27 protein-coding genes and 1 other annotated feature (1 of these 28 running past the window's edge) are annotated in these 26,644 nt (G+C 37.9%); all 27 genes read right to left on the reverse strand.

The genetic code is table 11. The features are described 5' to 3' along the window. Positions 1–89, reverse strand: a binding site (T-box leader); it reaches 131 nt to the left of the window's first position. A gap of 162 nt (positions 90–251) precedes the next feature. The 27 genes from MOK21_RS06930 to MOK21_RS07060 all read right to left on the reverse strand — a co-directional run bounded on the left by MOK21_RS06930 (position 252) and on the right by MOK21_RS07060 (position 26,619). After that, complete coding sequence (locus MOK21_RS06930) at positions 252–776, reverse strand: DivIVA domain-containing protein (RefSeq protein WP_249073212.1); 525 nt, start codon at positions 774–776, stop codon at positions 252–254. 95 nt (positions 777–871) lie between these two features. Next, positions 872–1,660, reverse strand: a complete 789-nt coding sequence (locus tag MOK21_RS06935) for a YlmH family RNA-binding protein (protein WP_249073213.1) — start codon at positions 1,658–1,660, stop codon at positions 872–874. Positions 1,661–1,891: 231 nt separating this feature from the next. Beyond that, on the reverse strand, positions 1,892–2,173 hold the full coding sequence (locus tag MOK21_RS06940; protein ID WP_249073214.1) for a YggT family protein: 282 nt from the start codon (positions 2,171–2,173) through the stop codon (positions 1,892–1,894). 20 nt (positions 2,174–2,193) lie between these two features. After that, positions 2,194–2,691, reverse strand: a complete 498-nt coding sequence (locus MOK21_RS06945) for a cell division protein SepF (protein WP_249073215.1) — start codon at positions 2,689–2,691, stop codon at positions 2,194–2,196. Further along, a complete protein-coding gene (locus tag MOK21_RS06950) occupies positions 2,675–3,379 on the reverse strand; it encodes a YggS family pyridoxal phosphate-dependent enzyme (protein ID WP_283164639.1) in 705 nt (234 codons plus the stop codon). The genes MOK21_RS06945 and MOK21_RS06950 overlap by 17 nt, the downstream gene beginning before the upstream one ends. A 137-nt stretch (positions 3,380–3,516) precedes the next feature. Further along, entirely contained in the window at positions 3,517–3,753 is a 237-nt protein-coding gene (locus MOK21_RS06955; protein WP_249073217.1) for a YlmC/YmxH family sporulation protein, read from the reverse strand. 599 nt (positions 3,754–4,352) lie between these two features. Further along, the gene (gene sigG, locus MOK21_RS06960; protein WP_004227313.1) at positions 4,353–5,126 is read right to left on the reverse strand and encodes an RNA polymerase sporulation sigma factor SigG; all 774 of its coding nucleotides are present in this window, start codon (positions 5,124–5,126) and stop codon (positions 4,353–4,355) included. Between the two features lie 114 nt (positions 5,127–5,240). Continuing rightward, positions 5,241–5,948 (reverse strand): RNA polymerase sporulation sigma factor SigE, encoded by a 708-nt coding sequence (sigE, locus tag MOK21_RS06965; RefSeq protein ID WP_049668349.1) that lies wholly within the window; start codon positions 5,946–5,948, stop codon positions 5,241–5,243. Positions 5,949–5,961: 13 nt separating this feature from the next. After that, entirely contained in the window at positions 5,962–6,795 is an 834-nt protein-coding gene (locus MOK21_RS06970; RefSeq protein ID WP_249073218.1) for a sigma-E processing peptidase SpoIIGA, read from the reverse strand. Between the two features lie 516 nt (positions 6,796–7,311). After that, positions 7,312–8,469: a cell division protein FtsZ gene (gene ftsZ, locus MOK21_RS06975; protein WP_249073219.1), complete on the reverse strand. Its 1,158-nt coding sequence runs from the start codon at positions 8,467–8,469 to the stop codon at positions 7,312–7,314. Between the two features lie 399 nt (positions 8,470–8,868). Beyond that, on the reverse strand, positions 8,869–10,152 hold the full coding sequence (gene ftsA / locus MOK21_RS06980; RefSeq protein WP_249073220.1) for a cell division protein FtsA: 1,284 nt from the start codon (positions 10,150–10,152) through the stop codon (positions 8,869–8,871). 96 nt (positions 10,153–10,248) lie between these two features. Then, a complete protein-coding gene (locus MOK21_RS06985; RefSeq protein ID WP_249073221.1) occupies positions 10,249–10,620 on the reverse strand; it encodes a small basic family protein in 372 nt (123 codons plus the stop codon). A gap of 3 nt (positions 10,621–10,623) precedes the next feature. Further along, positions 10,624–11,343 (reverse strand): DUF881 domain-containing protein, encoded by a 720-nt coding sequence (locus tag MOK21_RS06990; protein WP_249073222.1) that lies wholly within the window; start codon positions 11,341–11,343, stop codon positions 10,624–10,626. A 114-nt stretch (positions 11,344–11,457) separates the two neighbouring features. Further along, positions 11,458–12,180: a DUF881 domain-containing protein gene (locus tag MOK21_RS06995; RefSeq protein ID WP_249073223.1), complete on the reverse strand. Its 723-nt coding sequence runs from the start codon at positions 12,178–12,180 to the stop codon at positions 11,458–11,460. Beyond that, positions 12,164–12,979 carry a cell division protein FtsQ/DivIB gene (locus MOK21_RS07000; protein ID WP_249073224.1) on the reverse strand — a complete coding sequence of 272 codons (816 nt, stop codon included), beginning with the start codon at positions 12,977–12,979 and terminating at the stop codon, positions 12,164–12,166. Before MOK21_RS07000 ends, MOK21_RS06995 begins: the two co-directional genes overlap by 17 nt. A gap of 21 nt (positions 12,980–13,000) precedes the next feature. After that, positions 13,001–14,080, reverse strand: a complete 1,080-nt coding sequence (gene ftsW, locus MOK21_RS07005; protein ID WP_249073225.1) for a putative lipid II flippase FtsW — start codon at positions 14,078–14,080, stop codon at positions 13,001–13,003. Positions 14,081–14,120: 40 nt separating this feature from the next. Then, on the reverse strand, positions 14,121–15,470 hold the full coding sequence (murD, locus tag MOK21_RS07010; RefSeq protein ID WP_249073226.1) for a UDP-N-acetylmuramoyl-L-alanine--D-glutamate ligase: 1,350 nt from the start codon (positions 15,468–15,470) through the stop codon (positions 14,121–14,123). Then, positions 15,467–16,441, reverse strand: coding sequence for a phospho-N-acetylmuramoyl-pentapeptide-transferase (gene mraY, locus MOK21_RS07015; protein ID WP_249073227.1), 975 nt, complete (start codon positions 16,439–16,441; stop codon positions 15,467–15,469). The genes murD and mraY overlap by 4 nt, the downstream gene beginning before the upstream one ends. Positions 16,442–16,566: 125 nt before the next feature. Further along, positions 16,567–18,483, reverse strand: a complete 1,917-nt coding sequence (locus MOK21_RS07020; RefSeq protein ID WP_249073228.1) for a stage V sporulation protein D — start codon at positions 18,481–18,483, stop codon at positions 16,567–16,569. Positions 18,484–18,540: 57 nt separating this feature from the next. After that, positions 18,541–20,736 (reverse strand): penicillin-binding protein, encoded by a 2,196-nt coding sequence (locus MOK21_RS07025; RefSeq protein WP_249073229.1) that lies wholly within the window; start codon positions 20,734–20,736, stop codon positions 18,541–18,543. Then, positions 20,733–21,098: a cell division protein FtsL gene (ftsL2, locus tag MOK21_RS07030; protein WP_249073230.1), complete on the reverse strand. Its 366-nt coding sequence runs from the start codon at positions 21,096–21,098 to the stop codon at positions 20,733–20,735. Before ftsL2 ends, MOK21_RS07025 begins: the two co-directional genes overlap by 4 nt. Then, on the reverse strand, positions 21,099–22,049 hold the full coding sequence (rsmH, locus tag MOK21_RS07035; RefSeq protein ID WP_249073231.1) for a 16S rRNA (cytosine(1402)-N(4))-methyltransferase RsmH: 951 nt from the start codon (positions 22,047–22,049) through the stop codon (positions 21,099–21,101). Positions 22,050–22,109: 60 nt separating this feature from the next. Continuing rightward, positions 22,110–22,541, reverse strand: coding sequence for a division/cell wall cluster transcriptional repressor MraZ (gene mraZ, locus MOK21_RS07040; RefSeq protein WP_249073232.1), 432 nt, complete (start codon positions 22,539–22,541; stop codon positions 22,110–22,112). 201 nt (positions 22,542–22,742) lie between these two features. Next, positions 22,743–24,359, reverse strand: coding sequence for a bacillithiol biosynthesis cysteine-adding enzyme BshC (gene bshC, locus MOK21_RS07045; RefSeq protein ID WP_249073233.1), 1,617 nt, complete (start codon positions 24,357–24,359; stop codon positions 22,743–22,745). 239 nt (positions 24,360–24,598) lie between these two features. Continuing rightward, positions 24,599–24,994, reverse strand: a complete 396-nt coding sequence (locus tag MOK21_RS07050; RefSeq protein WP_249073234.1) for a DUF3397 domain-containing protein — start codon at positions 24,992–24,994, stop codon at positions 24,599–24,601. Further along, the gene (locus MOK21_RS07055) at positions 24,991–25,893 is read right to left on the reverse strand and encodes a ketopantoate reductase family protein (RefSeq protein ID WP_249073235.1); all 903 of its coding nucleotides are present in this window, start codon (positions 25,891–25,893) and stop codon (positions 24,991–24,993) included. Before MOK21_RS07055 ends, MOK21_RS07050 begins: the two co-directional genes overlap by 4 nt. 348 nt (positions 25,894–26,241) lie before the next feature. After that, positions 26,242–26,619, reverse strand: coding sequence for a transcriptional regulator (locus tag MOK21_RS07060; RefSeq protein ID WP_249073236.1), 378 nt, complete (start codon positions 26,617–26,619; stop codon positions 26,242–26,244). Positions 26,620–26,644: the final 25 nt, after the last annotated feature.

Here is a 26,644-nt window from a genome sequence, read left to right on the forward strand (position 1 = left end):
TGTTCATTGTTATTTGCTTGTTTGGGCTCGCACTATCCCCAAATCGCTTAACTACGCCTAACAAATACTGTCTTCGTCTCTGCCTGTTTGCATATCTGTTCAAATTAATTACTATTTCAATAGTATATGAAAATCAAACAATCACGTCAAGTTTCGATGTTTACACATATAGTGAATCAATCATGCCTCCGCATAATGAAATCAGCATTGTACTTGCACCAAACCTGACGCTACTTATTCGCTGAAAGAAATTACACTTGATCGGCTTCTTGTGCTTCTTCAACTGATGCTTGAATTTCAGTAAGGTCAATATCGTATTGTAGCAAATGATCCCAATCGTCTGCATTTAGTAAATCCAGTTGTGCCTCTACAAGCATTTTAAAACGATTACGGAATACCTTTGATTGCTTTTTCAGCTCATCAATTTCAATTGTTACTTTTCGAGCCTTTGTTAAAGCTTCATTGATAATACGGTCAGCATTTTTTTCTGCTTCCTTTACAATGAGTTTAGCCTCTTTTTGAGAATTTCTTCGTACTTCGTCAGCTGCCTCTTGTGCAACAACAATTGATTTTTGTAACGTTTCCTCTAATGAGTTAAAATGTCTCGCTTGTTCTAAGGACATTTCTAGTTGTTTGTCTACTTCCTTTTTTTCACGTAACAAAATTTCATAGTCTTTTATAATTTGATCTAAAAATTCGTTGACTTCATCTTCAGCATAACCTCTGAAAGATTTAGTAAACTCCTTATTATGTATATCAATAGGTGATAACGGCATACGATCCTTCTCTCCTTTACATGTACATTCGTAATTTTTATTATACAATCATTCCAAGAACTTAGCAGTAAAAATTAATGAAATATACTTGATTTTTAGCTTTTTTGGGTCAATCGACCGATTTGTAAACGAATTTTATCTTTTTTTGTACGGCCTTCAGTCAGTATGATTTTTATGCGACCGCTTCCGCGTACAGATAAAATATCGCCTTCTTGTAATTCAAAAGCGACTGCATCCCGTTCAGTCCAATTGACACGTACCTTTTTACCTGTAATGAATGCTTGCGCTTTCTGACGAGAAATTTTTAAAACCGTGGAAATAATAACATCTAAACGCATAGAAGTAACAGTATGAGACTCTTCTAGCCACTCTTCCTCGTTTTGTAGCAAAGGCTCCGTCTCTTTAATCGATTCTACATGTACTTTTACTTTGCCTATGCCTGTTAAATGTAAGCGTACATATTCCGCTACCTCATTCGCTACTACAAATTGTACTAAATGGTCATTTACACGAATATCACCGAATTTCCCACGATCCAACCCTAAAGATAATAAAGCTCCAAGGACATCTGGATGTCGTAATTGGACAAATTTCACAGGATATTGAATTGTAAATACTGTAAGCTGAAAGTCTTCCTCCACAGGCTCAAAATAGGTTGGATAAATAAGCACACGTTGTCTTTCTGCCTCATCAAAGAGCCCAGCACTAGCCGTTTTCAATGTGTCATTCTGTCCGATTATTGATGCAACAATAAAGCGCTGTCGAGGGTCTAAAAAATCAGTAAGCTTAGGAGCATATCGATCCTCTACCTCATGCTGCCAGCCCACAACCTGTTCGATAAAAGGCTGCTCGTCTTTTCTAAAATGCTGTATTAAATGCTCCATTTCATTCACCTCTATTATCTCTCTTTTACTAGTTCAATTTCATTGGTATTTTAAGGATTATTCAAAATAGGCTCGTAGGGTAGATTTCCATTCTGGCTGGGCGCTGATGAGCCGCTTCACTCGCTCCATATGCATTCATGCCAAAGTTGGATTTGCTTTACCTTTCCCTATTCACGCTAAATTTAGTATTCCCGATAAATAAAAAATCCCCACCGTTCGTGAGGATTTCTTTTAAAGCAACATCTCGTATATTTTTAAAATAACAATAAATAACCCTTTTTGAATATAATTAAGGAGAAATATTGCTACGATAGGTGAAATATCAATCATGCCGATTGGCGGAATAAATTTTCTGAAAATCCCGAGATAAGGTTCGCAAACTTTTGCTAACATTCGTCCAACTGATGAATTTTGGATAGCAGGTACCCAAGACATTAAAACATATGCGACTAACATTAGTGAGTAAACATAAAATGCTATTGACACATACTTCAAGATTAAATAAAAAGTCATATAAACTACAATCCTCGCTATTAATTATCGTCTAAAATAAAATTCGAAATTTCTCCAGACACTTCTACATTATCAGGTGTGCATAGGAAAATGTCTTTACCAATTCTTTGAATATCTCCGCCAAGTGCATAGACTGTACCACTCAAAAAATCAATAATTCTTACACCTTGCTCTCGATCAATACGTTGTAAATTGACGATCGTAGCGCGCTTATTTTTTAAGTGTTCTGCAATATCCTGTGCTTCGGCATATACTCTTGGCTCAACTAATACAACTTTTGCGCCTTTAGAATTCATTGCTGCCTGCAGGCTTACAATGTTGTTTGTAGGTGCTGTACTCTGTGGAAAAATTTCCTGAACTGGAGCCTTGCGCTCCTTTACAACTTTTTTTGGCTTCACAGATTGAATCTGTTGCTGTTGTTGTACGGGTTGTTGCTGTTGAATAGGAGCTTGCGTGATTTCTTCTTCTATTTCTTCCTCAAGATAAAAGAAATTTTTAATTTTATTTTTCATGCTCATCCAATTCCCCTCTTTCAATTCCAACAAGAGCCGTTCCAACTCGAACAAACGTAGCCCCTTCTTCGACCGCAATTTCAAAGTCATTAGACATGCCCATTGATAACTCGGTACAAGGTGCGTGTGCGAATCCTTGCTCGGCTATTTGCTGTTGACATTGTTTTAATTGCTTAAAAACAGAACGAATAATTGTATCCTCATCTGTATTTGGTGCCATTGTCATTAAACCAACAACTTGAATTTTTGTAAAATTCTTTAATGATTCAATAAATGGCAGAACTTCCTCAATCGATAAACCATGTTTGGAGTCTTCACCTGATACATTAACTTGTACAAAACATTTAACAGGTTTGTCTGCTCTTTTTTCAATTTCTTGTGCTAAACTTAAACGATCTAATGAATGTAAATAATCGATACTGTTAATAACTTGTTTTACCTTGCGTGTTTGTAAAGATCCGATATAATGCCAATGAACATCAGCTTGAATCGCCTCTACTTTACGATTTAAACCTTCAGGGCGGTTTTCCCCTAAATGCATAAGCCCTGCATCAATTGCTTCTTGTGTTCTTTCTACAGAAACTTCTTTTGTCACTGCAATAATTTGGATTTTTTCTGTTTCACGATTTGCTCGTTTTTTTGCTGTTTGTATAAGATCATTAATTTTCTTTAAATTTGTTAAGATTTTTGTCAATGTTTTTCCCAACTTTACAACAATAGTTTCTTTTATTGTAACAAGCAATGCTTGAATTATCAATGAATAGCCTGACCTATGTGAAAGTACATTTCACCTTACCAATGCTTTAAACTAATACATAAAAATTTCCCTCTTTAAGATAGTGCTTTTACTAAAATGACATCTTTTCCAACTACAAGTACATCCTTCATATACACTTTCCTAACAGATTCTTCTCCGCGAAAAAAGCCTAGATATTTACGAGGCTCCGCAATCATAAAAGCCGTTACATAGCCTGTTTCATTGGATACCTCTGCATCTACCACAAATCCTAAAAAGCGTCCATTACCTGCTTCAATCACTTCTTTTTGTTGTAACATTGAGAAACGCATTTTATCCCTCCTAAATCAATTACTCTCAACATCGTTTTATCTCAACAAACTATGTTCTCTCTTTATATTTATGTGTTTATGGTGGTTTAAATGAAAATGAAATGATCAAGTCAATGTTGTAAAACTGTCATAGTTAAATTTAATTTGGCTCTTTGGCAAAACGTGTGGTTGATTTCTCGTTCCTCTATCGCAAATCCTCGAGGAGTCGCCTAACCTCCACTCCACTCAACTTATCCGCATGACATACGTTTTAACAACAGGACATCCAATTTTTTAATTTGAGCGGGACCTTTTCAGGAGTTATCGCCCAACTTTTAATTTTTATCTACCAACTTTTACGTTTTATCTACCAACTTCTGAATTTTATCGACCAACTTTCACGTTTTATCACCTAACTTTTAATTTTTATCGACATCCACCTTCCGAAGAGCAAAAAGGATTCACACACAAAATTGTGCGTGAACCCCTTTACTTTATCAAATAGTGTTCATTCTAATTGCACAAATTGAAGTGGAAGGCTGCTTGACGCTCGCCCACAGGAAAGCAGTCATTTTGTTATAAATAAAATGCGCACCCCAGAATTCGGATGCGCATGTTTTTTACTTATAATCTTTCTGCATTGTTTCAATAGCGTTTTTTTCTAGACGTGAAATTTGCGCTTGAGAAATCCCCAACTCTTTCGCAATTTCTGTTTGTGTCTCACCGTAATAAAAACGCTTTGCAACAATCATTTGTTGACGTTCATCTAACTTTTGCAAACTTTCCTTTACTGACACGTAGGCAACCCATTGATCTTCCGATACATCATCATCACGTAATTGGTCCATCATATAAACAGCGTCACCGCCGTCTGAATAAATGGGCTCCTGTAAGGAAACTGGGTCTTGAATGGCATCTAAAGCAAATAAAACATCTTCCTTTTTCATGTCAATCATTTCAGCAATTTCTTCAATCGTTGGTTCTCGTAAATTATCGGTTATCCATTGCTCCTTTGCCTGCATCGCTTTATAGGCAATATCTCTTAGAGAACGAGAAACACGCAATGCATGATGATCACGCAGATGGCGACGAATTTCACCAATGATCATCGGTACAGCATATGTTGAAAATCGTACATTATGCTTTAAATCAAAATGATCAATGGCTTTCATGAGGCCAATACAGCCTACCTGAAATAAATCATCTGCCTGTTCACCCCTGTAGGCAAATCTACCGACAATACTAAGCACTAACCTTAAATTGCACATGACAAGCTCTTCCCTAATCTCAGTTTCTCCAGCTTGTAAACGAATGAATAGTTCCTTCATTTCCTCGTGCTTTAAAATTGGCAAAGTCGATGTATCTAAGCCGCAAAGATCTACTTTAGTTCGCATATTCGATTCCTCCGGATGTTATTCTCTGACTAAACCGTTACATCAGTTTGTCCGAGAGAAACGAGAATATGCACAAAAGCTACGACCAATTTTAGGCAGGTTAAATTTCCCTCTCTAAGATATTGGCTGATTTAGATTTTCACGTAAATCTTGAATAATTTTCTTCTCTAATCGGGAAATATATGATTGCGAAATGCCTAAATGGTCAGCAACTTCTTTTTGAGTCATTTCTATTTTTCCATTGAGACCAAAGCGACATTCCATAATATATCGTTCACGCGCACCTAGTAAATTGATGGCATGAAACATATGTTGACGCTCGATTTTCTTTTCTACATTGTCCAAAATAATATGCTCTTCCGTTCCTAAAATATCAGACAATAACAATTCATTTCCATCTGCATCGGAGTTTAATGGTTCATCTAATGAAACTTCACCCTTCATGCGACTTGTTTTACGTAAATGCATCAAAATTTCATTTTCAATACAACGTGATGCATATGTGGCAAGTTTAATATTTTTATCTGTATTGAACGTTTCAATCGCCTTTATTAAACCGATAGAGCCAATACTGATTAAATCCTCAATCGGCGTACCCGTATTATCAAAACGTCTAGCAATATAAACAACAAGACGCAAATTACGTTCAATGAGTGTATCTCTAGCTCGTAAATCACCATTCATAAAGGATGCAATGACTGTAACTTCTTCTTCTCGACTTAGTGGCACTGGCAATGAATCATTTCCCCCTATATAGTACGTTTCACGACTCCGAAACTTACTCCAAAATTTTTTCAAGCTAGCAAGTAGCCTAAGAAGCAATAGTTCTCCCCCTCTATGAGTTATTTGAAAGCGCTGAAAAATGTAAAATTGCTGCTGTGCTATGCGGAAAATTTTTAGCCTTTTTTGTTAAAACGATATATTCATTCGTTTTCACTTGTGAGTGCTCCCCTTTTATATGCCACTCATCAAAGCGGAAACCTAGTACAACCGATTGCTGTTGCACTGTATTGACATGAATAAATCGAATGTAACGCTGATAATCTTCTGAAAACATGGATACATTATACGGATCAGTTTCTTGCCATTCTAATAATGATTTGCAAAATGCTGCCGGTAAATGCGAACGCAATGCTGCATAAGAGACAAAGTGAACAGGTTTTCCTGATAGTGGCTCAATCGCTTGATTCCCCGTATCTACGAATGCAGAAAGCGGTATCTTTACATCAAAAATTTTTAGCGTTGTATCAAACACAAACTGGCCACTTAAACGCTCAAGCTTTACAAATCCCCATTGCTTATAAAAAACAAGAAGATTACCAACAGCTAGTAGTAGGCAAATAATTATAAAATGGATAACAGAAAGATTTTTTAAAGACGGTTGTAATGCTGTTAACAATCCTCCAATAACGATTGTTGCTGTTAAAGCAATCGGTCCTTGCTTTTGAAAGCTCCGAATCTTGAAGCGAAAAGCTAACCCGATTAAGAAGATAAAACTCAGTAGCGTCGTCAACAGCATTTGATCACCAATTACAGCTACAAAACTACTACAAATAGAACTCATTAATAATCTAGTGTTCTTTACTAAAACCCCTGTTACTTTTGCCGTAAACGTGAGTATCGCTAGATTGAAAAGTGTATTAATGAGCACCAGCCATTCTCCATACATAACAGCCGCCTCCTACTTACAAAGTTAGCATGTAACTCCCACAAATATTGTCAAACAATCGCATCATTTTATTAAAATGTTTTGACAAAATACATCCTTTCCTTACACATTTGAACATAATAAATTTTTAAGACGCTGAAAATAATCAAAGGAATTTTTATGAATGTTACAGCGCTTTAATGAAGATGCTTTCTGCTCCAGACTACTCGTTTTCCTGGGTGAGCGAGCATCGAACCGCTTCTTCCATTGTGTTGTTGCTGTCGCTTCATTAACACTTCACTTTCGCACAGAAAACATTTGTTGTTGAAGTTTCTTTTTATCACTTATCACTTTAAATTAGAGAGTGCCCTGCCCGAAGATACATTCTATGTAAAGTGGTTGATTGGAGTGGAGACTGGGCGACTCCTCGGGGATTAGCGATAGGGGAACGAAGGCTAAGAGCAGTTTTCAACAACATAAAAAGCTCGTATTTCACATAATGTAAAATACGAGCTTTTTAGAAGGTTAGATGTTGACTTATCCGCGATTTTTACGGTTACGTAAAAATGCTGGTACCTCAAGCATATCATCCTGTACATAATTTTGTTGATTTTGACGTGGTTGTTCTTGCTGTACATGCACATCTTGACGTTGCTCACGAATTGGAGCTTGTTGTTGCTGTGAAGCTTGTCTATTTGTATTTAACGTCGGACGTGAAGTATTACGCTGTTGCTGTAGAGCTTCCTCTGAGAAACCAGTCGCAATTACTGTCACAATAATTTCATCTTTTAGATTTTCGTTAATAACAGAACCGAAAATCATATTTACTTCTTCATCTGATGCTGATGCTACAATATCCGCAGCCTCTTGTACTTCAAACAAGCTAAGATTTGAGCCACCAGTAATATTCATAAGGACACCTTTAGCACCATCAATTGATGATTCAAGCAGTGGACTTGAAATAGCTTTTTTAGCTGCTTCGGCAGCGCGGTTTTCACCTGTAGCAATACCAATACCCATTAACGCTGAACCTTTATTAGACATAATTGTTTTTACGTCTGCAAAGTCTAAGTTAATAAGACCTGGCGTTGCAATTAAATCTGAAATACCTTGTACACCTTGTCGTAAAACATTATCTGCTTCACGGAATGCTTCTAGCATTGGCGTAGATTTATCGACAATTTGTAATAGCTTGTCGTTTGGAATAACGATTAAAGTATCAACAGACTCCTTCATGCCACCAATACCGCCGATAGCTTGTGTTTGTCGTTTGCGACCTTCAAACGTAAATGGACGCGTTACAACACCGACTGTAAGAGATCCTAAATCGCGAGCTATTTGTGCGATTACTGGTGCAGCACCAGTACCAGTTCCTCCACCCATTCCAGCTGTAACGAATACCATATCTGCACCACGTAGAACCTCTTCTAATTGTTCACGGCTCTCTTCTGCAGCTTTTTTCCCTACTTCCGGATTTGCACCTGCACCTAATCCACGTGTAAGTTTCGTACCAATTTGTAGCTTTATTTCTGCCTTCGATAAATTTAGTGCCTGTGCATCCGTATTAACTGCGATAAAGTCAACACCTTGAACACCATGTTCTATCATTCGATTGACAGCGTTGTTACCGCCGCCACCAACACCAATAACTTTTATTACTGCAAGTTGATCAACACTTGTATCAAATTCTAACATTTCTTTTTCCTCCCACGGTAACTCGACTCTGTATCATTCATTACGCATTCAAGATCAATTATGCCTCGGTATAATTGCGTCCGGAATCGGCTTTGTGCTTAGGCCTGCACGAGGGCCGACACGATGTCGGTCATTTCGGTAATGCCACAGGACGTGGCGTTTTTACCGATGCAGGTCAGTTAGCCGTTATCGCATGGATGCGATTGTTTTAGGCTAACATCCCCTAAGAACTCCTTTCCGATTCCGTGACATCCGCCGGAGGCATTAACTTCTTTCAGCAGGTTTTTGGACATCTGCTGAAAAGTAGCTCAAATCCGCATTCATTTCACCACCTAAAGAGGTGGTGAGTGCTGTACCTGTCGCTACGCTTTCGGTACAAAGGACATTTGCTGAAAGAAGTTAATCAAAAAATTTATCAAATAATTTTTTTGCTCTTCCGATTACGCTTCCTTTTGATTCTGAAGGTGCAGCATATTCTTGCTTTTTAGGTGTGGCTGCAGGAGATCCTACAACTGCATATTCAATAGGCTGCGTATTAGTACTTTTTCCATAAAAATCATCTTCTAAATAGGCGTAACGAATAAGTCCAACTGCCGTCGTAAATGAAGGCTCTCTAACGCCAATATAGTCGGGTGTATATATTCTAACACGAGTTTGCAGAATCTGGCGTGCCAGCTGAGCAATACCTTCAAGCTTTGCAACGCCGCCTGTCAAAACAACACCGCCCGGTAAATCTCTAACTCCTAGACGGGCTAACTCGTCGATGACTAACTCAAATAATTCTTCCAAACGAGCGCCAATTATTTCTGATATAAAGCGCTGGCTGTACTGATCTGTTGAATCTGTCCCTACAACCGGTACTTCGAAGAGTTCATCATCTGATGCATCATCATAATAGGCATGTCCAAATTGATGTTTAATCTGTTCTGCCTGTTCTGTTGGTGTTTTTAAGACGATTGAAATATCTTTCGTGATATGATCGCCACCAACTGGAATGACACCCGTATGTGTCAACAGTCCCTCTTCGAATACTGTGATAGTAGTTGAACCGCCTCCTAAATCAATGAAAGCGGTACCTTGGTTTTTTTCATCCTCGGTTAATGCAAAAAAACCTGCTGCTAATGGTTGTAAATAGATTTCCCGAATACTTAGACCTGCACGTTCTACACAACGTAGAACATTGTGTAAAAGTGTTTTGGAAGTTGTGATCATTGTGGCATCCATTTCTAAACGAATACCAATCATACCTCGTGGATCTTTGATTTCGTCTAGATTATCCACAATAAATTGTCTTGGAATAATATTTACTAATTCACGTTCAGGAGGTATTGACATGACTTGTGCAGATTCTACTACTCTATCTAAATCATCATCTGTAATTTCTCTATTTTCGCTATTTACAGCGACAACACCTTTAACTAGCTGTAACATCGTCTGGTTAGCAGGAACACCTAAAACGACTTCATTAATTTGATATCCTGTCATTCGCTCAGCTTGATCTATTGCTTTTCGAATCGATTGGACTGTTGCATCAATATCAACAATCGCACCTTTTCGAACTCCATTCGATTTTACATTTCCGACTCCAATTACATGTAATTGACCGTCGCTCATTTCACCTATTAATACCTTGATAGAGGATGACCCAATATCAAGAGAAATATATAAATCTTGCTGATTCAATTAGCTGCACCTCCTTGAAAAAATGCTCTTATTCTCATTCTATTGTAAATTCGGCCTAATGTCTAAGCAAATCGAGTATTTTGCTCAATTTTTCTCTCATTCTATGGAATTTTTGTTCCTTTTATGACGTTTCTCATCTATTCGAGTTAGTAAAATACGCCTAATTATTGCTATATTTTGGAACAAACGTACTCCAAAAGCGAAAATAGCAGCTAAATACAAATCAATCCCTAAATACACACCTAAAAAGGCTAATCCCGCTGCCAAAGCTATATTAAAAAAGAAGCCTGATACAAATACTTTATCGTCATAAACTTGCTGTAATTGAGCACGAATACCGCCAAATAAAGTATCTAAGGCTGCTAAAACAGCTATTGACAGATAATTTTCATATATAGAGGGTATTTGTATATTTGTTAACAAGCCTAGGGCAAGTCCAAATATCAAACCTAAAAATGGTAGCCACATATATTATTCTCCTTTTTCCACCTCTGTTAAATAATCATTTGTCAATGGCTGATCAAATGCTGGGAGTGTTAAATGCTCAGTTGGTTCTTCTATCATTAAATTGAAGTTGTCCAAATAAAAGGAATCAATAAATGTAGAAGCTTGTAACGAGTTGTACATTTTTTGAGCTTCCTTAAAAGAGCTTGTCCCAACATAAATTTCAAAGGGTGGTGAGGACAGTGGTACACTGTTCACTGTTGTTTTTCCATTTATGTCTCGAATAGCTGTCGTCTGAACAACACGATTTCCATCTATCGAGACACTCGCTGCATTGTTTTTAAACAGAGCATTTAGTAATTGAGTTAGTAAATCAGGGGATATTTCTTTAATCTCATAACCCATTTCAACTAATTCGGGTGCTGGTTCAACACGAAGTATAACTCCTGGACCTGTGATTTCCGTTAGCCCGGCCTGTAGCTTTAAACGATTCAACGTTTCATTTAATGCTGACTGTAAATTTGCTTTCTCAGATTGCTCATAGCGACCCACTACTTCATTAAGTGAACGAATTTCTGCTAATAATGCGGAATGCCTTTGCTTCTCTTCTGCTAATTCCTCTCTTATGGCCCAAATATCTCGTGTATCTCGCTCAGCTGGTTGCTTTATGGTATTGTATTGTACCGCTATCATCAAACCGATAATAAATAGCACGATCGTTATTCGGGTAAACATATTTTTTTTCAAAATAGCCCCTCCTAGACGTATCGTAACCCCTCACAGATTTACGCCTTAGATCTTGAATCATCATCTATAACCTACCTAAAGGCTATAATCAAATTTAATCTGTAAATATTGACTTTAACTTTCTACCTTTACTTTCGGCATGGAAAGCTTTTGATTTTCTTCTAAAGATACAACAATATTGTCGTTTAATAATTGATCCACAACGCCACCATTTAAGTTTAAGGAAGCTATTAATGTGGCTGAATCTCCCACAGCTTCTATGACGAATGGAGCTGGATGTTGCTTGCCATCTATAGTAATGACTGGCCCATTACAACGGATATAAGAATTCGCCAATACACGTTGCCCATTAATAGCAATTGCTTGCGCACCAGAAATTTTAAGCTCATTGAGCATTTTAAAAACATGGCTTTCATGCACGATATAATCATTTGGATTTGCGGATTTTGGATCGTAATCACCGTCTTGAAGGGTAATGCGTATCCCTTTTCCTTCCGAATTTAAATCGCCTAACAACAAGCGTAAATCCTCTGCTTCTTCAACAAGCTTTGTATAATCCTTTTTACTAGCGACAAACGATTTTTCATACTTGCGAATTTTTTCTTGCAAAGCATTCGCCTCATCAGTTAATTCTTTATTACGTTCTTGCTGTGCAATTAACTCCTCACGATAAGTTTCTTCTTGCTCGAAAAGCTCCTTATTCGCCGAACCTGCTTCTCGATTATCTTTTGCCAGGTTGTATGAATAACCGATGATAAATCCCATAACGACACAAACAATTAGCAACTGAAATTGTTTTCTTGAAAAGAAATTTTCTTTGCTATTCTTTTTCTTCATCTTTTTTCACTTCCTGGTTGGCCGCATCTTTATCTAAATCAATTTTTGCATGGTTATACTCATTATTGAAAGGACGATAATACGAGCCGACCTCTAAATCGATAACCCCTTTCTCCAAATTTGAAATTTGGGCCACAAGTGAAGGGTAAAGATTTAGCTTTTCTGCTAAAGTTTGAATAACAGCTCGAACTTCATAGCCATCGTTCATATAAAGCTGGATTGCATTAGGATTTGTTTCATTACTGTTAGTATTGACTTGAGAAATTAATGCTAGTACTTCTGGTTTTAATTGTGCTAATTGCTTTACAAGCTTTTTAATTGTCTTTTCGCCAGTTATGCCGATAAATACAGGTGCATCAATCGGAATATCATCTCCGGCTTGTTCAAAGCGCTTACCATTTTCAAGCAATGGATAATAAGTACCGTCACCAGCTATATACGCAACCTTTTTCCATTCTTTAATTTCTATTGTCACGCCTCGAAGCCAATTACGTTTAACATGTGCTTCTTTCACCCATTTATCCTTTAGTAATAATTTCTCTACGTCTTCTGCTTTAAATCCCCACATCGACTTCCCAGTTGCAAGAGAGCTTGCCTTCAAATAATATTGTTCTTCTGCTAATCGAGCACCGTTGACCGTTATGTTGTTGATTTTACTGTAAGGAGATTGAAAATAAAGGAGTACTGCTAACACGATAAAGAAAAGTAATATTAGCACTATAAATTTCCGGTTTGTACGCTTTTTTCGTCGCTTTTTTAGCGTAGGTATGCGATCTTCTATGTCGATTACTTTCTCCAAAAAAGTACTCCTCCTTTATATTTATTTCGCTAATTGATAAATAATACCTATTATTAGCCACATTGTTACTAAAGATGTTCCTCCATAGCTGATAAAAGGCAATGTGACGCCTGTTACAGGAACTAAGCCAATTACTACTGCTATATTTAGAAATGCTTGTACGGTCAGCATTGTTACGAGTCCAATGATCGCGTAATAGGATGTTCTCGTTTTAGCCCGCACGGCAAATTTATAGCCTGCATAAATCACCAGTACAAAAAGTGCTAAAATAACAAGTCCACCAAGCAATCCAACCTCTTCAAGAATGATTGCGTAAATAAAGTCATTTTGTGGTTCAGGTAAATATAAAAACTTTTGCCTACTTTGTCCAAATCCATGGCCGAAAATTCCAGCAGGTCCGATAGCCATTAGCGATTGTACAGCCTGAAACCCACTTCCTAAAGGATCGACCCACGGATCAATAAATGCCTCAATCCGCTTTAGTCTGTATGGCGCTGTGACAATCAAGCCCACTAACCCAGCAACCCCAGCAATCAAAAAAATTGCATACAGTTTTAAAGGATACCCTGCCACAAAAAACAATAAAAACACAGAAACAACGAGAATAAAAACTGAACCAAAATCAGGCTGTAGCATAATAAGTACAACAGGCAATATTAAAATCAATCCATGCCGCCAGTTAATAATTGACGTACCTGTTTTATGCTGCGCTAAAATATGGCTCATGTATACAATGACTGTAATTTTCGTTAGCTCTGCTGGCTGAATTGTTAAAGGGCCTACACCAATCCAGCTTTGAGAACCATTTCGCACAAGTCCAATTCCTGGTATAAGGACAAGGACTAGTAAAACTAACGAAAATATATAGGCCATTTTCCAAAAGGACTGCTCTTTCAAAATAGTTAATCGCGTAGTGATTAAAAAAACTACAATGGCTACGGCAAAGTATAGACTTTGCTTCATATAAAACGGCATCTTTCCACTATAATGAACGGCACTCCAATAGGTACCTGCAGAATAGACGAAAATAATGCCGATTATAGTGAGCATCAAAGTTGTGACGAGCAATAAATAGCTTTCTTTTCCTCTCAGTAATGCCATCCTTCCAAGTCAAGTATATTCTAAAATAGTTACAGGCTCATTACAGCTTCATTACAGCATCAATAAAAACATCGCCTCGTATTTCAAAGCTGTCATATTGATCCCAGCTTGCACATGCTGGAGATAATAGAATGACATCACCTTCTGCTGACATCGGCGCCGCATAATGTACTGCATCCTCAACATTTTGAGCAATGACAGTTTGTTGTACACCGCACGACTTCGCAAATTCAACAAAGCGTAGTCCTGTTTCTCCAAAGGCAACAACACCTTTTACATGTCCCATACTCGGACGTAATTCTTCAAACGAATGTCCTCGATCTAAACCACCTGCAAGTAAAATAACAGGTGCTTGGAATGCATCTAACGCACTTTTTGTAGCTAAGCAGTTTGTTGCTTTTGAGTCATTGTAAATCTTGCGTCCGTTCCATTCACGCACGAACTGAGTACGGTGGCGAACTCCTCCAAACTTCGCTAAAACTTCTTCCATTTTAGCTTTGTCACAGCCAACTAAAATACAAGCTGCGACAGCTGCTAAAATATTTTCTAAGTTATGCTTACCAGGCAAAGCGATATTTGCTCGATTTAGATACGGCTCACCTTGCCAATAAATTGTTGTGTCATCAGCACTAATTCCTTCATCCGTACGTCCGTTAGAACTAAATGGTACCTTTTTAGCTTTTGATTTCGTTGCATAGTCAACAACTATCGGCTGATCAGCATTGTAGATAAAATAATCGCTTTCATCTTGATTACGTGTAACACCAAATTTTGCCTCAGCATAGTTGTCAAACGTCCCATGATAATCAAGATGCGCATCAAAAAGATTTGTTAATATAGCAATTTTCGGTTTGAATGATTCTGTACCCATTAATTGAAAAGATGATAATTCGGTAACAATTACATTATCCTTTTGTGCTTCCCTTGCAACACCGCATGCAACAGTTCCTATATTCCCTGCAATTAAAGGTTCCAAACTACCGTTATTAAGCATGTCGAAAATTAATGTTGTCGTAGTTGTTTTACCGTTTGACCCCGTAATACCGATAAACGGCGCTTCACTAATTAAATAAGCAAGTTCAATTTCTGTCCAAACGGGGATTCCACGGCTTATTGCATCCGCTACTATTTTATTGCTATAAGGAATCCCTGGATTTTTCACTACTAATTCAAAGCCCTCATCGAGTAAATCCTCTGGGTGACGTCCACAAATAACCGTAATTCCTTTTTGCAATAAACCTTGCGCATCAGGGCTTTCATCAAATGGTTTTGAATCATTCACAGTCACAAAGGCACCAAGCTCATGTAAAATCTCAGCTGCAGCCACACCACTTTTAGCTAAACCTAAAACAAGGACTTTTTTATGTTGTAAATCTGAAAAGTTTCTCATAAGAACGCCTCCGATAAAACTGCAATCAATGCTACTGCTAAAGCAGTTGACCAAAAGACAAGTACTACCTTCCATTCTGACCAACCAGATAATTCAAAATGATGATGAATAGGACTCATTTTAAAAATACGTTTTTTACGAAGTTTGAAGCTACCTACCTGTAAAATAACGGATAATGTTTCAATAACAAACACCAATCCAATTAATAACAATAAGAATTCTGCTTTTTCTAAAACAGAGACCATGGCTAAAGCTCCACCTAATGCAAGTGAACCCGTATCTCCCATAAATATTTTTGCAGGATTCGCATTAAAAAGTAAAAACCCTAATAATGCACCTGTTACCGCAAATGTAAATAAGGCGATATCCGCTTGATCTTGGAACAGAGCAATAACACCAAATGCCGCAAAGGCAATAGATGCAGTACCTGCCACAAGCCCATCTAATCCGTCTGTTAAATTCACTGCATTCGAGAAGCCCACTAACCAGAAAATTAAAAAGGCTACATAGAAAATGCCAAGATCAATCGTCCAATCTGTAAATGGTATTGCAAGTGTTGTGTCAAACGATCCTACATGTAATAAGAAATAGGCCAAGACCGCAATGACAATTTGACCGATCAGTTTCTGAAGCGATGTTAATCCTAAATTACGTTTAAAAACAACTTTTAAGCTATCGTCCAATAAGCCGATTAACCCAAACCCTACTAATACGATTAACAGTACGACGGTTTGTGTTGTAAATAAATCTAAAAAGCTACCTACACCAACAGTAGTGAGGATAATGGCAAGTAAGAAAATAATGCCCCCCATTGTTGGTGTACCAGCTTTTTTCATATGGGATTGTGGTCCCTCTTCACGAATACTTTGACCGAACTTTAATCGGCGAAGAAGTGGAATACTAATTGGTGCCAGGATAACTGTTACTATAAAAGCAAGAGCTAAAATGGTAAGCGTTGTTGCGAGTTTCATTGAAAAATCTCCTTTAAATCTTGTTTCACTTTCTTCTTAAAGAAAAAAGCACAAACTTTCATGTATTTATTACTACCCTTCATAATAATAGTGGTTCTTTCCCATTTTTTAAAGGTAAAGTTATATTAGTTTTCTAAATAAAGATGAATGGTGCCATCTTGCTTGATAACACTATCCACTTCAGGCAGTTGATTGCCAATTTTAGTTCCTTCTCCATGCCATTCAATCCGGAATGGATATTGTTGCTTGGCAATATCGTCCTTCGTTTGACCAATAAAATTAGGAACCTTCACAGTGATTGGGTCACCCCAACGATAATCCTTTTCAAGCTGTTCCTTCGATTTTTCAATGCCAACAAAAGGTGCAATATCTTCAATAATTTGACCAACGATTGGAGCTGCTACCACACCGCCAAATTGGGTTGCCTTTTTCGGGTTATCTACTGCTACATAGACGACGACTTGCGGATTATCCGCTGGTGCAAAGCCGATAAACGATACGATATATTCGCCGTCTTTATAACGACCATTCTCTACCTTTTGTGCTGTACCTGTTTTACCGCCGATTCGTAATCCATCTCGGTAAGCTTGACGTCCTGAGCCCTTTGCAACAACAGATTCTAATGCACCCCGGACCTTTGCAGACGTTTCCTCGCGAATAACCTGCTTTTTAACTTCCGGTTTAGTCTCTTCTATAACTTCTCCAGTATTAGGATTAATAATTTGCTTCACAACATATGGCGTATAAAGCTTGCCCCCATTTACTGCAGCGGCTACTGCTTGCACTTGTTGAATTGGTGTAACAGCAACACCTTGGCCAAATGAAGTTGTGGCCTGCTCAACAGGTCCAAAAGCATCCTTGGAAAATAAAATCCCTGAAGCTTCTCCAGCGATATTAGACCCAGTTTTTTTACCAAAGCCAAAATCTTTAACATATTGTAGTAGTTTTTCATTGCCGATTCTCTGACCTAATTCTATGAAACCTGGGTTACAAGAATTTTCTACAACTTCAAGGAAGGTTTCAGAGCCATGACCCTCACGTTTCCAACAACGCAATCTTGCTCCAGCAACCATTGAATAGCCTGGATCATAAAAAGTATCCTTCTCTAAATCCACAACATTTTCTTCTAAAGCAGCACTAAGCGTTATAATTTTGAACGTTGATCCGGGCTCGTATGTCATCCAAACTGGTAAATTCCGATTGTAGATAGCGGGTTCTACCGTTTGATATTCCGCTGGGTTGAAGGTTGGATAGGAAGCTAATGCTAAGATCTCACCATTGTTTGGATTCATAGCAATCGCCATTGCTTGATCAGCATCATAACGCTCCATCGCCTGTGACAATTCACGCTCAACGACCTGTTGAACATCAACATCTATCGTTAGCTCGACCGTAGCACCATCTTCCCCAGCCTTCCAAGCACTTTTTACGTTCGGTAAATTATTCCCTTTCGCATCTGTAAAGATCCGTATTGCAGAAGAATTAGCCTGTAACAATTTATCGTATTCATATTCAATCCCTGCTAAACCTTGTGCATCATAGCCTGTGAAACCTAAAAAACGAGATAATAGGGTACCGTATGGGTAATCCCTTGAATAATCGACACCACTATATAATCCCTCAATCTGCATACCTTGTAACTCTACGGCTTTTTCATAGGGAATATTTTTCCCTTCAGGTGCCAGCTTTACTAAGTATTCTTTTTTCTTCATTTTTTCCAAAAGCTTTTGTTCATCTACACCCAAAACTTTTGCAATTTTTGCCGCAGCCCCTTCAATATCCTTACTTTGAGAAGGCATAAAATATAAAGTTGGCGCGAGCTTATTTGTGACGATATTTTTCCCTTTACGGTCAGTAATATGTCCTCGCTCATTGGCAAATGGAATTTCTCGGTCCCAATTCTCTTCGGCTTTCTGTGTCAGTTCTTTTTGATCTAAAACTTGCAAGAAGAAAAGCCTAATAACAATCGCAACAGCTACAAACATAAACAATACGTATAAAATACGTAAGCGCTTTTTGGAATGGATAGAAATCCACTTCATTCGACATCACACCTTGTTTTTTACAACGTATGAAATAAAGTGGGCTTCTATTCAGATTTATTCAGTTGGTTCACCCTCGGATGGGGTCTCTACATCTTGCTTAAAGCTTTCCGCTGGCGTTTTCAGCTTCACCACAATCGGTGAACGATCTGTAATTACGGTACCTGCCGAGACGCTCTGATTCGCAACAAAGCCTTCTCCAACAACTTCAATTTCTAAATTTGCCATTGTCTTAAAGGCAAGTACATTACGCAACGACCAATTGGTGAAGTCTGGTAATGTCACATCACCCTCTGTCTTTAAAAACACCAAGTTACCTTTAACAAGTTTTTGAGGACCTTTTGGATATTGGTCAATAATTTTACCGCCACTACCAACAATAATTGGCTTTAGCCCATCGTTCGATAGCTCTACTTGTATAGCTTCAGCACTTTTACCTGTATAATCTTGGATTGTTGTATCGTCAACATGCTTTACATCTTCTGGATTAACATTTAAATATTTTAAACTATTTAACATAACTGGTTTAAATACTTTTGAAACTGGTACAGCGCCGGTTTTTGTCTTTGGTCTTTTTACCGAGACATACATAATGAGCTGCGGATTATCTACTGGAGCCATTCCTAGGAATGAATAAAGATACTCGTTTGCAAAATAATCACCATTTCCTAGTGGAATTTGAGCAGTACCTGTTTTCCCTGCAACTACATATTCATCAAGGGCAAAGTCCACCGCTGTTCCTAACTCAGCTGTTAACGTAGATGCAAGAATTTCTTTTACTTGTTTCGCCGTGTCAGCTGAAACTGGTTTTCCCTTAACAATCGGCTCATGCTTTTTAATCGTTTTTCCTGTTGAAGGATCAACGATACGATCTATCACATACGGTTGCATCATTTTCCCGTCATTCGCAATCGCTGTCATTGCTTGAATTAACTGAATAGGCGTTACCGTAGAACCTTGGCCGAACGCTGTCGTCACTCTTTCAATTGGATATTTCGATAAAAGTTTTCCCGATGCTTCATTCGGTAAATCAATACCTGTTTTCTTCCCAAACCCAAATCGATCTAGATAATCAAAAAAGACATCCTCACCAATAAGCTTTAATAAGTGTGCCATTGCAGTATTAGATGAACGTTGGATGCCTTGTAAATAAGTAATCGTACCCCAACCAACTTTATTGTAATCTTTAATCGTACGATCAAGGACTCTATATTGGCCTGACATATACTTTTTATTTGGATCCCACGCCCCGGTATCAATAGCCGAAGCGAGCGTGAACGTTTTCATCGTCGAACCTGGTTCAATGGTCTCTTCAATTGCCTCATTTAGCCATTTCATATTATTCCCTTCACGTGTATCAGGATTAAACGTAGGTCGCTGTGACATTGCTAGAATTTTACCAGTTTTCGGATCTGCCACAATAGCTGTCATCGCTTCAGGGTTATATTCCTTCTCAACCGACGTCATGGCTTCCTCTAAAAAGCTTTGAATTGTTTTATCAAGCGTTAAATAAATGTCATCGCCATTTTTGGCGGGTGTCACCATTTTTTCGCTATTTGGTAATAAATAATGGAACGCATCTGTTTCATATTCAACCTTACCATCTTTTCCTGTAAGCTCTTTGTTATAAGTAAGCTCAAGACCCATCTTCCCTTTTGTCGTGAACGTACGATCCTTATTTTCCTCTTTTATTGCAAAGCCAATTAAGTGCGAGGCAAATATTCCATTTGGATAATAACGTTTTAAATCGTTTACAAATAAAATCCCTGGTAATTTCTCCGCTTTAATTTTACTCATAATCTCATGACTTATTCCTCGGCCCGCACTTCCAAATTCAACTTGATAAGGCTTTTCCCCTTTATTATTTACCCTAGTAAGCTGTTTATAGATTTTTTCTTCGTCCATAGCAGGAATATATTCATGTAATATTTTCGCAGTTTTTTTTGGATCTACTACATGTCGAGGGTTTTTGTCATCCGTCGTAGCCTTTTCACTGACGATTGCGATTAGTCGATAACTAAGTGTATCCTCCGCGATGACTTGTCCATTTGTATCATAAATTTTCCCGCGATTTGCTGCTATTACACTTTCTTTGCTATACTTCGCAGCTGCTCTTGCCGCAAGCTCTTGTCCTTCCACTTCACCTGTCGCCTGTAACATAAACATTCTTGAGAACAATAGAAAAAAGAGCCCTCCATAAAAAATTAATAATAGAAAGGCTCCCCACTGGAATCGAAATCTCTTTTTTTTCATTCTCCCGGCACTACCTTTACATTTTTCTCATTTTGAGTTAAACCGAGTTCTTTAGCTTTTTTCCAAATGTTTTCGTATGTAGAAAGTTCACTCACACGAACTGTCAAGTCAACATTCTTTTTTGTAATCTCTTCTGCTTCAGCTTCGATTTTTTGAATGTCCATGCTAGTCGTTTGAATTGCTGCTTGCTTATTCAAAACTAGTACCGATAATACAGCAATAATGCTAACTAAAACAATTAGCATTGTTTTTTCAAACTTCTGGTTCGTTTTTTTACGACGTATGATAGTGGGTTGTGGACTAGGGGGTGTTATCGGTTGTTGCACTTGTTGTTGCTGCTGCCTTACACGAACTGCTGCCATTTACTCACGCCCTTTGTCGTTAATTTTCTCAACCACTCTAAGCTTTGCTGAACGAGCACGATTGTTTACAGCTAATTCTTCCTCAGAAGGAACAATTGGCTTTCTCGTAATAAGCTTTAAAGTTGGCTTCATGTCATCAGGAATCACTGGTAAATTTGGTGGTAATTCCGGTAATGATGACGCTTCCTTAAAAATAGTCTTGCATAGGCGGTCCTCCAATGAATGGAACGTAATGACACTAACGCGTCCACCTACGTTAATCATATCAATCGCATCGACTAATGAATCCTCTGCCGCGCCTAGCTCATCATTAACAGCAATTCGTATTGCTTGGAATATGCGCTTCGCTGGATGTCCACCTTTACGGCGGGCCGCTGCTGGAATACCCTCTTTAATAAGTTCTACAAGTTGGCTGGTTGTTTCGATAGGTGCCACCTTACGTGCCTCTTCGATTTTACGAGCAACTTGCTTTGAAAACTTCTCTTCTCCATAACGGAAAAATATACGTACTAAATCTTCATACGCCCATTCATTCACAACATGGAATGCTGTAAGTGTCGCTGTTTGATCCATGCGCATATCTAGAGGTGCATCATGGTGATAACTAAAACCTCGCTCTGGTGTATCTAGTTGTGGTGAAGATACGCCTAAATCATATAAAACACCATCTACTTGCTCAATACCGAGCGCTAATAGCTCTTCTTTTAAATAACGGAAATTCGAATGAACAAATGTCACACGCTCAATATATGGCGCCAATCGAATTTTTGCGTTCTTAATAGCTGTCATATCTTGATCAAAGCAAATTAAACGCCCTTTTTCAGATAATTGTTGTACTAAATATTCACTGTGTCCTGCGCCACCTAACGTACAGTCCACATACACACCATCAGGATCGATGTTCAACCCATCAACTGTTTCTTTTAATAGCACGGTTGTATGATCGAACATACCACTTGCTCCCTTCAGGCCTTAACTTCATACAATTGACACTTAAGTGTCTAAAAAAAGTTAAAAATCAAAGCCAATCATATTTTCTGCAATTTCATTAAAGGATTGTTCCGACTCACTAAAGTAAGCTTCCCAAGCATCTTTCGCCCATATTTCAATTCGATTCGAAACTCCTAAGACGATACACTCTTTCAATAGATGTGCATGCTGCATAAGAGTCGAAGGAATATTTATGCGCCCCTGCTTGTCTATCTCTACTTCCGTTGCGCCAGAAAAGAAAAACCTTGCAAAAGCACGTGTATCCTTTTTGGTCATCGGTAAGTCCTTTAATTTTTCTTCGAGTTTTCGCCATTCATTCATAGGATAGCCAAATAAACAATTATCAAGTCCGCGTGTTACAACAAATGTTTCGCCTAAAGCTTCACGAAATTTTGCGGGCACGATTAATCGTCCTTTTGCATCAACAGAGTGTTGATATTCTCCCATGAACATGCTATTCACCCCACTTTATTAAATAATGTACCACATCCCCCCACTTTCCTCCACTTTTTTTAAAAAAAACTTGACATTTTACTAATTAATGCGTGAATAGACCTTTAAAAAGTTATTACACCTATGCTAAATGACATAAAAAAGAGCTACCCTTAGTAGGATAGCCCTCTATTTACTACTTAAATCGACATTATTCACCAACTATAAATAAATGAAGTAATGGTGATTACCAACGCTATAATTTTGTTTTAGCAGTTCAGTAATGAGCATTGGTCCAAACTCATTAAAATATTGATATGGATTATAAGTTCTTTCCTGGAATCCTTCATTTGGATACAACTCATTTTGTAGTGTCATAAATTTGCGGATCGTCGTTTCATGCTTTTGAAGAACCGTTTGTTCTACCTTTTGTTGTAAATAATCAAATTGCTTAAGATGATTCTCTTTATTTTTCACAAGAATTTTATCTAGTAATAGATGTTGCTCTTCTAAATAAAGCTGAAGGGCATCATACTTTTCCAACAACTCTTGCTGCATCATCTGAATTTGACGCTTCACTTCAGCATCCTGTATTTCAGCAATAAACTGTTCTTTCAGCTGTAACGCTTTCCCATCCCAAACATCTACAACATTTAAACGATATTCACGTAAAAGTTGTTCTACGTGACGCGTGATAATCGTGATATGAAGACGAGGAGCAAAAATCGGCATTTGTAAGCCTAACACCGCGAATGCATCCTTTAATGTCGCCCAGTACGCAAGCTCTCCCGGTCCACCAACAAATGCTAGTACAGGCAATGTCATTTCCTGCATTAGCGGTCGCGTCACAACGTTATTACTTAACTGCTCCGGATGCTTTTCAGCAATTTTTAAAACTTCTTCACGGGATAGTTTAATATTTGCAGCTAGATTGACAAATTGCTGATTTTTTCTTTCTAAAAGATGGCGCTCCCCATCTTCTACATAGAATAAATTCGCCGCTTCTTTTGTTGCTAAAATAGGATTGCCATAGCCCGCACGTTCTAGCTCTGCTTCTTTTTCTGTTACCACTCTAGCAATTTCTTCATTTTTATGAATGATACGTGTAAAATGCTCACGCTCATATTGACGGAATTTAAAGTCCGCTGCATCAATCATTAATAAACCTTCATCTTTAAACAATTGGTTCATAAGTTGCGCAAAGAAGTCCGTAAATGTTTCACACTTATTAAGTGTTTCCATTAGTTGTTTAATAAGTATTTCAGTGAATTCTGTTTCGCCCATATCTTTCGCAATCGTATTTATTAATTGCGTCATTGTTTCTTTGTTTATACTTGTTTTAGAAGCCATCGTTTTACGTCTTGAACGTTCGCCGTAAACACGTTTTTTAATATCTTCACCACGTACTGTATACGTATGGTTAATTTCCTCTAGATCATGATCTTCACCAGCTATCCAAAAGACAGGAACAACCGGTCGCTGAAGTTTTACACTTTGCTCTTTCGCTAACGCAATGACCGAAATTGCCTTATGCACCGAGTAAAGAGGGCCTGTTAAGATACCCGCTTGTTGCCCACCGACAACTGCAACAGCTCCTTGCTCCAATTGCTGCAAATGTTCATTCGCTTTCTTTGATAAACCGAGCGGCTCCATAAATTGACGTATAATGGCTGTTAATTCTTTTTGATCATATGCATGTTGATCTAAATATTGCGCTCGTTTTTCAAAAGATTTATCGTTAAATTCGTATTCAAAAAACTCATGGATGGCAGTATTTGGCGACCAATAATCCGCTAGCAAACGATTTTTTATGGGTACTTGGATTGACTCCAGTTTCATTTAACACAAACTCCTCTACCTAAATCATCTTCTTACTCTTCATAAGCAAACCTAAATAAAATAATTCCTTTAACCATTAGAACGTTTATTCAACATGCACATCCCTAGATTCGTAAAAACGTAATACGTTGTCGTACATTGGAATTATATTTAACTTTTTGCATATAGAGCGATTACTTAAAAACAATATTTAATGCTATTATTTTAACGCTTATGGCTTCAACATGAAAAGAAAATGCTTAGACGGCCTGTAGATAGTCTATAACAGATCGAATAATACCCACTATACAGATACCAATATACGCCGTACTTAGTACTAAAAATTGAAACCGCCAAATTTTCCTAAGTAACGATCTCACTTCAATTTCTTTTTTCGTTCGCCAATCAATATATGTAAAAATCATTGCCATCATTATCGCCAATGTTACCAATATCACACTAACATTGACCTTCCACAGTACACCAATTGCTAGTGGCACCGAGAAAAACAAACACAATGTTGTCACGTCCGATGCCATTCCAAAAGCATGAGTGCCTCGAATTTTAATCTTTCGACCAATTAAATAGACCATCGCAAAAAGGAGAATTGGACAAAAAATGATGCTACTTATAATTATATGTAAAAATTCTTTCAACGTCTTCCACCGCTCTCCTCTATCGCAAGTACTTGGTGATATAAAGTGCGTAAAGTAGGCAAATCACGACCTCTTGCTAGAGCTTTTTCTAGCACTACCCCTACAATCGTGTCAATTTCACTTTTCCTTCCTTGCATCCGATCCGCTAGCATGGATGAGGTATTACTTGCTGTTTTTTCACATAACTCTATCACCTTGAAAAAAGGTATGATTTGTTCTATGCCTTCAAAAGCAACCGTTAATTCTTGATAGATCGTTTGCATTAATAAAAACGCATGCTTATTCGTTACTAACTCGCCATTCTTCACTTGCAATATAGCCGTTAACGGGTTAATTAAGCAGTTGAATACAGCTTTCTCAAATAACATTTGTTCAGCATTAACAACCAATTTAACTGGAAACAAGGGATTTTTCAATTGTAAGAAATCGTTAAACGCAACAGTATCCCCTCGCTCTATCGCAATTTTACAAACACCTACACCTCTATGTTGCACGGTTGACTGATCTATCATTTGAGCACCAAATGACACAGAGCAAAAGGCAATATTTTTTTGTGGCAAACGCAATGCTTCGTCAAAATGCGCTAAACCATTTTGCATAAACAACAACGACATTGTACTTGGTAAAGCAGACAATTGTCCGTAAAGCTCTTGTAATTGACCGTACTTCACAGCAACTACCATTAAATCTTGCTGTGGTAGCTCCGTTAATTTCGTAGTGGATGTAACTTGTTGTAAAGTTTTCGTTCCATCAACATTCACTCGCGTTAAATGCTTCGCATTCAGTTCATCTACCTGCTCCTGCCTTCTCGCAACCAACGTTACAGACACTCCAGACTCCGCTAAAAAACTTGCCGTTAACTGACCAACAGCCCCTGCACCAATAATTGCTACATTCACAATACATTACACCTCCCACATTTACAACGGACAAACAACATAAGAGAACGCCCTCCTAAACGGTACTATCGCAAGGACACCATAGCCCATTATCCGACTCTCTTTCTACAGAAGGAGGTGCCTTAGAATAATCTCTAAGGCACCTCCTATGCAGGTTCTTTTATTATACAGGATTGACTAAATGTTTACGATAATATAAAAAAATTGAAACTTAAATCAGTGGCTTTTCGCAATGATGTTTATCAATCTTCACCAATCGGAAACTGCGCATCATTATGTTTTAGTTCAAATTTATATTTTTTCTAAGTATTACTCTACAGCACTTTTAACTTTCGTCAGCTTCCTTTTTTAATCTTTCATTAAAGAATACCCTTGTTGCAACCACTTCACTAGTTTATCATGCTCATTTTGTAATTCGCGGTGCCTTACTTCAAGACTTTGATAGGCTTCTGTTAATTCATCAAAGCTTGTTAACGCCAATTTCAAATGGCTTCGCATAGATTGTTGCGGCTGATTCCGTACTGCTAGTAGTGACTGACTATATTGACTACGTAAAGTTTTATTCCAACGGAAACCACATGCTTGTTTTGTTCGACCTAGTTCAGTAGCAGCCAACTCAAAAGCTTCTAGCTGTGTTTTGCCATTTTGTACATTATGCAACACAATTTCTGCTAATCTTTCATCGTCTTCCTTTGTCCATTGATCTTTTCTTTTTTTCAATTCCATAATCTATCACCCTCGCATTTTTTAC

The organism is Lysinibacillus sp. BPa_S21 (assembly GCF_023337795.1).
In the GTDB taxonomy this organism is placed as follows: Bacteria; Bacillota; Bacilli; order Bacillales_A; family Planococcaceae; genus Lysinibacillus.